Source organism: Mesorhizobium sp. M4B.F.Ca.ET.089.01.1.1, assembly GCF_004022605.1.
Taxonomy (GTDB): Bacteria; Pseudomonadota; Alphaproteobacteria; order Rhizobiales; family Rhizobiaceae; genus Mesorhizobium; species Mesorhizobium abyssinicae.
The window spans coordinates 1-5274 of sequence record NZ_RZOS01000399.1; the positions used below are offsets into that span (position 1 = coordinate 1).

Below are 5274 nucleotides of genomic sequence, written 5' to 3' on the forward strand. Positions count from 1 at the left end.
CTTCCGACCGCTTCGTCGCCGACTTCATCGGCGTGATGAATTTTGTTCCCGGTCGTGTTGACGGCAACGGCGTCCAGGCGACGAATGGCACGAAGATCACCGGCAAGGTTCCGGCGACACTTTCGTCGGGCGCCTCGGCTGTCGCGGCTGTGCGGCCCGAACGCATCCGGCTGTTTCCGTCGCCCGACACCGCCAACCGCGTTGCCGGCACGGTCGAGGCGCTCGCCTATCAGGGCCTCGACCTGCAGGTGCATGTCCGCACCGCTCTTTCGCAAAAGCCGTTCCTGGTGCGCGTCACCGCCGATGCCGCCGACCGCCGGCCGGTTGCCGCCGGCGACCGGATCGAGCTCGGCTGGGACGCCGCCGATGTCAGAATTTTCGCAGATTGATGGAGATTGAAACCATGGCGCAGAAGACCATCGCGTTTTTCCCGGAAGCGGCCTTTGGACCGGCGCTCAATTCCGTCGGCATCGCCCAGGCGGTCGAGGCGCGCGGCCACAGGGCGGTGTTCCTGTCCGATCCGGGCTTTGTCGACGTCTACAAGGGCTACGGCTTCGAGGCGCATCCGGTGAACCTCTCCGAGCCGATGCCGCCGGAGCAGATGGCCAAATTCTGGGAGGACTTCATCAACGGCCACATCCCGAACTTCCGCAAATCGCCCTACGACCAGGTCGACAACTACGTGAAGGATTGCTGGACGGCGATCGTCGACAGCGCCAAATGGGCGCAGAAGGATCTGCCCGGCGTGCTCGCCGCCATCAAGCCCGACGTCATCTCGGTCGACAACGTCATCCTGTTTCCGGCGATCAAGCAGTATGGCAAGCCGTGGGTGCGGGTCATCTCCTGCTCGGAGAACGAGATCGAGGACGAGGACATCCCGCCGCATCTTTCCGGTTGCGCCGAGGACGACCACGCCGGCCACAAGCGCTACCGCGACCATTTCAACGCGGTGATCAAGCCGATCCATGACGACTTCAACGCCTTCCTCGCCGCCAATGGCGAGGCGCCCTACCCGATCGGCCAGTTCTTTGAGGCCTCGCCCTATCTCAACCTGCTGCTCTATCCGCAAGCGGCGAAGTTCAAACGCCGGCACCCGCTCGACCCGGCGAAATTCCAGTATCTCGAGGGCTGCGTGCGGCAAGAAAAGCCCTACGCAATACCGACCTTCGCCAGGAACAATGACGGGCCGCTGCTCTACGTCTCGTTCGGCAGCCTGGGGGCAGGCGACGTCGACCTTCTGAAGCGCATCATCGCTGCGCTCGGCAAGACGCGCTACCGGGCGCTGGTCAATGTCGGCGGCTACAAAGACCAGTACACCGACGTGCCCGGCAACGTCATCGTCGACGGCTGGTTCCCGCAACCTTCGGTGATCCCGCAGGTCGACGCGGTGATCCACCATGGCGGCAACAACTCCTTCACCGAGTGCCTCTATTTCGGCAAGCCGGCGATCATCATGCCCTATGTCTGGGACGGTCACGACAATGCCACCCGCGTCGGCGAGATCGGCTGCGGTTTCGGCATCCCGCGCTACGACTGGAGCGATGCCGAGCTGATCGCGAAGATCGAGGCCTGCCTCACCGATCCGGCGATCAAGGCCAAGCTCGCCAAGGCATCGGCGCAGATGCAGTCGCAGAACGGCCCCGAGAAGGCTGCCGGGCTGCTGGAGCAGTTGCTGTGACCTCCTCCGCCCCGCACCTTTATCAGGCCTCGACCCGCGCCGATCTCGTCGACTGGGGCGCGCAGCCTGACGCGCTGGAAGGCGCTTCGCACTCGACCGGCAGGTTGGTGCACAAGGGTCCGAACAACCAGCCGGAATCCGGCATCTGGGTCTGCACGCCGGGACGCTGGCGGCTCAAGATCCCGCGCGACGAGCTCTGCCACTTCGTTTCAGGTCGCGCCACCTACAAATCCGACGACAGCGAGGTGATAGAGGTGACAGCCGGGACGGTGGTGCTGTTCCCGGCCGGCTGGAGCGGCGAATGCACCGTGCATGAGACCATGCGCAACGTCTACATGCTGGCCTGAGCGAGGAACTTGACATGCCGACACCGCACTGGCCGAAGGCCTCGACCGTGGAACTGGACGACTGGGGCGCCGGCGCCAACCCGATCGCCGGGTCGCCGCGTGCGTCGGGCAAGGTCCTGTTCCAGCGTGCGGACGGATCGAGCGAATGCGGGCTGTGGTCCTGCACGCCCGGCACGCGCCACATCACCTTCGCCGTCGACGAGTTCTGTCATTTCCTGTCCGGGCGCGGCAGCTACATCCACGAGAATGGCGAGGCGATCCCGGTCGCGGCCGGGACACTGGTCTTCTTCCCAGCCGGCTGGACCGGCACTTCCGAAATCACCGAAACGCTGACCAAGGCCTTCATGTGCCGGTAAGCAGCCAACGAAATCCAGGATAAGATCGATGACCACGCCGACCATGCAATCGCCGCTCACTATTGTCGACCTCGTCGACTGGGGCGTCATCCCGACGATGATCGAGGGCCAGTCCCACACCTCCGGCAAGCTGCTCTACAAGGGGCCGGAAGGCCGCTCGGAATGCGGCCTATGGGTCTGCACGCCGGGCAAATGGCACTGCCACGTCACCCGCGACGAGTTCTGCCACTTCCTCGAGGGACGCTGCACCTATGTGCATGAATCCGGCGAGGTGATCGAGATCGAGCCTGACACGGCGGCGTTCTTCCCGCAGGACTGGAAAGGCGTCTGCACCGTCCATGAAACTATCAAGAAGGTCTACATGATCCGCTGAGCCTTCTTGATAATTCCACCCTGCCGGACACCTGACGCGACTTTCTGCGCTTCCGGTGCTCACGGACCTGAATGTCCGCTGCGCCCCGGTGCTCGAAAGCCGCGCCATCTGCCTCGGCAGGGCGAATTCTCAAAAAGGCTCCGCCAGGAGGATACGATGCAGTTCTCGCCCGACCGTCCGGTATACTTCGTCAACCCGGACTACCGGCCGACCACCGGTGCGCAAAAACCGGTGATCGATCCGGCAACGCTGGAGACGGTCGGTGCCATCGCTTCGGCCAGCGACGGCGAGATCGATGTCGCACTGACCGCCGCGACAAGGGCGCAGGCGGCGTGGAAAAGACTCGACGCCAAGAGCCGCGCCAAACATTTGCACGCGGTGGCCAATGCCATCGAGGCGGCGGACTTTACCCGCTGCGCCGAGCTGATGGTGCGCGAGATGGGCAAGCCCTATCCGGAAGCGATCGGCGAGATCGCCAATTGCGCGCCGATCTTTCGCTATTATGCCGAGATGGCGCGCGACGAGGCCGGCAAGGTCGCCGGCACGACGCAGGCGGGTTCCTTCCAGTATGCGCGCTACGAGCCCTACGGCGTCTCCGTCCACATCATGCCCTACAACTTCCCGATCCTGCTGATGTGCTGGACGGTGGCGGCCTCGCTCGCCGCCGGCAATGCCTGCGTGATCAAACCGGCCGAGGCGACGACGCTGTCGACGCTCGACTACATGACGGTGTTCCGTTCGCTGCCAGAAGGCCTCGTCTCCTGCCTGCCCGGCGGAGCCGCCACCGCGCAGGCGCTGATCGCCTCCGACCGCACCCATGCGGTCGCCTTCACCGGCTCGGTTGCCGCCGGCAAGGCCGTCGCGGTGGCGTGCGCCGAGCGCATGAAGCCTTGCGTCATCGAGGCCGGCGGCAGCGATCCGCTGATCATCTCGCAGCACGCTCCGCTCGACGTCGCGGCGGCCGGCTCCGTCACCGCCGCCTTCCACCTGACCGGCCAGGTCTGCACCTCGGCCGAGCGCTTCTTCGTCGTCGATGCCGTGCACGACCGCTTCGTCGATCTGTTCGCCGCAAAGACCCGCGCGCTGAGGATCGGTAACGGCCTGGACAGGACCGAGATCGGCCCGCTGGTCAGCGAAGCCGCACGCGCCAAGGTCATGCGCCTGGTCGACGACGCGGTTCGCAACGGCGCCAGGGCGGTAACCGGCGGACGCATCCCCCCGGCGCACAACACCGGCTGGTTCTACGAGCCGACGATCCTCACCGGCGTCACCCCGGAGATGGCCATCGTGCGCGAGGAATGTTTCGGGCCGGTCGCCGCGATCTGCCGCGTGAAGGATTTCGACGAGGCGATCAGGCTTGCCAATGACAGCCCCTTCGGTCTCGGCGCCTCGGTGTTCACCACCGATCTCGCCGAAGCGCACGAGGCGGCCGAACGGCTCGAGGCCGGCATGGTCTGGGTCAACAATCCGCTGATCGACAACGACGCGCTGCCCTTCGGCGGCTGGAAGGCTTCCGGCCTCGGCCGCGAGCTCGGCCGCCAGGGGCTCGACGCCTTCCGCCGCTCGAAGATGGTGATCATCGACCACAAACCCGAGATCCAGGGCTGGTGGTACCCTTACCCGGACAGCTGGTTTCGCGACACCGGCGGCCGCAAGCACGTGTAAGGCGAGCCGGGGGGACGCCCTCGCTCAGCCGACGCTTTCGCCGCCGTCGACCACCAGCGCCTGCCCGGTCATGAAGGACGAGCGGTCGGAGACGAGGAACAGGATCGCTTCGGCGATCTCGTCGGCGCTTGCCCAGCGCCCCATCGGGATCTTGGTCCGGACATAGTTTTCGATCGCTTCGCGCCCGCCCATCTGGGCGATGAACGGCTCGTTGAACGGCGTGTCGACCCAGCCCGGACAAAGCGCGTTGATGCGGACATTGTGGCGGGCGTAGTCGAGCGACATCTGCCTTGTCATCGCCACGACGGCATGTTTCGACGTCGCATAGGCGATCATCTCGCGGTCGTAGAAGACCCCTGAATTCGAGGCGGTGTTGAGGATGACGCCGCCGCCCTGCGCGATCATCGTCGGCATGACCGTCTTGGCCGCGAGGAACTGCGCCCGCACATTGATGCGCCACGAGGCATCCATGCCGTCGACGCCGACTTCGATGAGCGAGCCGCCGACCTGGATGCCGGCATGGCTGTGCAGGATGTCGATCCGGCCATGCCTGCCGAGCGTGCCGGAGATGAGCGCCTCGACCGCGGCATCGTCGCCGACATCGGTCGCGACCGCTTCGGCCCGGCCGCCGGCTTGGCGGATGTCGGAGGCGACGGCCTCGCCGGCGGCCCGATCGCGGTCGGCGATCACCACTGTCGCCCCTTCCCTGCCCATGATCGTGGCGCCGGCGCGCCCGATGCCGGACCCGGCTCCGGTCACGACGGCGATGCGGTCTTTCAGGATCATGATCGGTCTTTCACTGTTTTCTTCGGCGCAGCTGCCACTGGGCAAGCACCACGAGCAGGACCGATGCGA

7 protein-coding genes are annotated in these 5274 nt (G+C 65.6%); 6 read left to right on the forward strand and 1 reads right to left on the reverse strand.

Going from position 1 to position 5274, the window contains the following annotated elements:
• The 6 genes from EN780_RS26900 to EN780_RS26925 form a co-directional block, all read left to right on the forward strand.
• Nucleotides 1-389 (forward strand): TOBE domain-containing protein (locus EN780_RS26900; protein ID WP_128275804.1); only part of this gene is annotated, 389 nt, incomplete at its 5' end.
• Between the two features lie 14 nt (nt 390-403).
• Nucleotides 404-1678 carry a glycosyltransferase gene (locus EN780_RS26905; RefSeq protein ID WP_128275805.1) on the forward strand — a complete coding sequence of 425 codons (1275 nt, stop codon included), beginning with the start codon at nt 404-406 and terminating at the stop codon, nt 1676-1678.
• Nucleotides 1675-2025, forward strand: a complete 351-nt coding sequence (locus EN780_RS26910) for a cupin domain-containing protein (protein WP_127312210.1) — start codon at nt 1675-1677, stop codon at nt 2023-2025. Before EN780_RS26905 ends, EN780_RS26910 begins: the two co-directional genes overlap by 4 nt.
• 14 nt (nt 2026-2039) lie before the next feature.
• Nucleotides 2040-2381, forward strand: coding sequence for a cupin domain-containing protein (locus EN780_RS26915; RefSeq protein ID WP_127312211.1), 342 nt, complete (start codon nt 2040-2042; stop codon nt 2379-2381).
• 28 nt (nt 2382-2409) lie between these two features.
• A complete protein-coding gene (locus EN780_RS26920) occupies nt 2410-2754 on the forward strand; it encodes a cupin domain-containing protein (protein ID WP_127285932.1) in 345 nt (114 codons plus the stop codon).
• Between the two features lie 156 nt (nt 2755-2910).
• Entirely contained in the window at nt 2911-4419 is a 1509-nt protein-coding gene (locus tag EN780_RS26925) for an aldehyde dehydrogenase family protein (RefSeq protein ID WP_128275806.1), read from the forward strand.
• A gap of 24 nt (nt 4420-4443) precedes the next feature.
• Here the strand turns inward: EN780_RS26925 and EN780_RS26930 are convergent, their stop codons facing one another.
• Complete coding sequence (locus EN780_RS26930) at nt 4444-5205, reverse strand: glucose 1-dehydrogenase (RefSeq protein ID WP_127310465.1); 762 nt, start codon at nt 5203-5205, stop codon at nt 4444-4446.
• Nucleotides 5206-5274 lie beyond the last annotated feature (69 nt).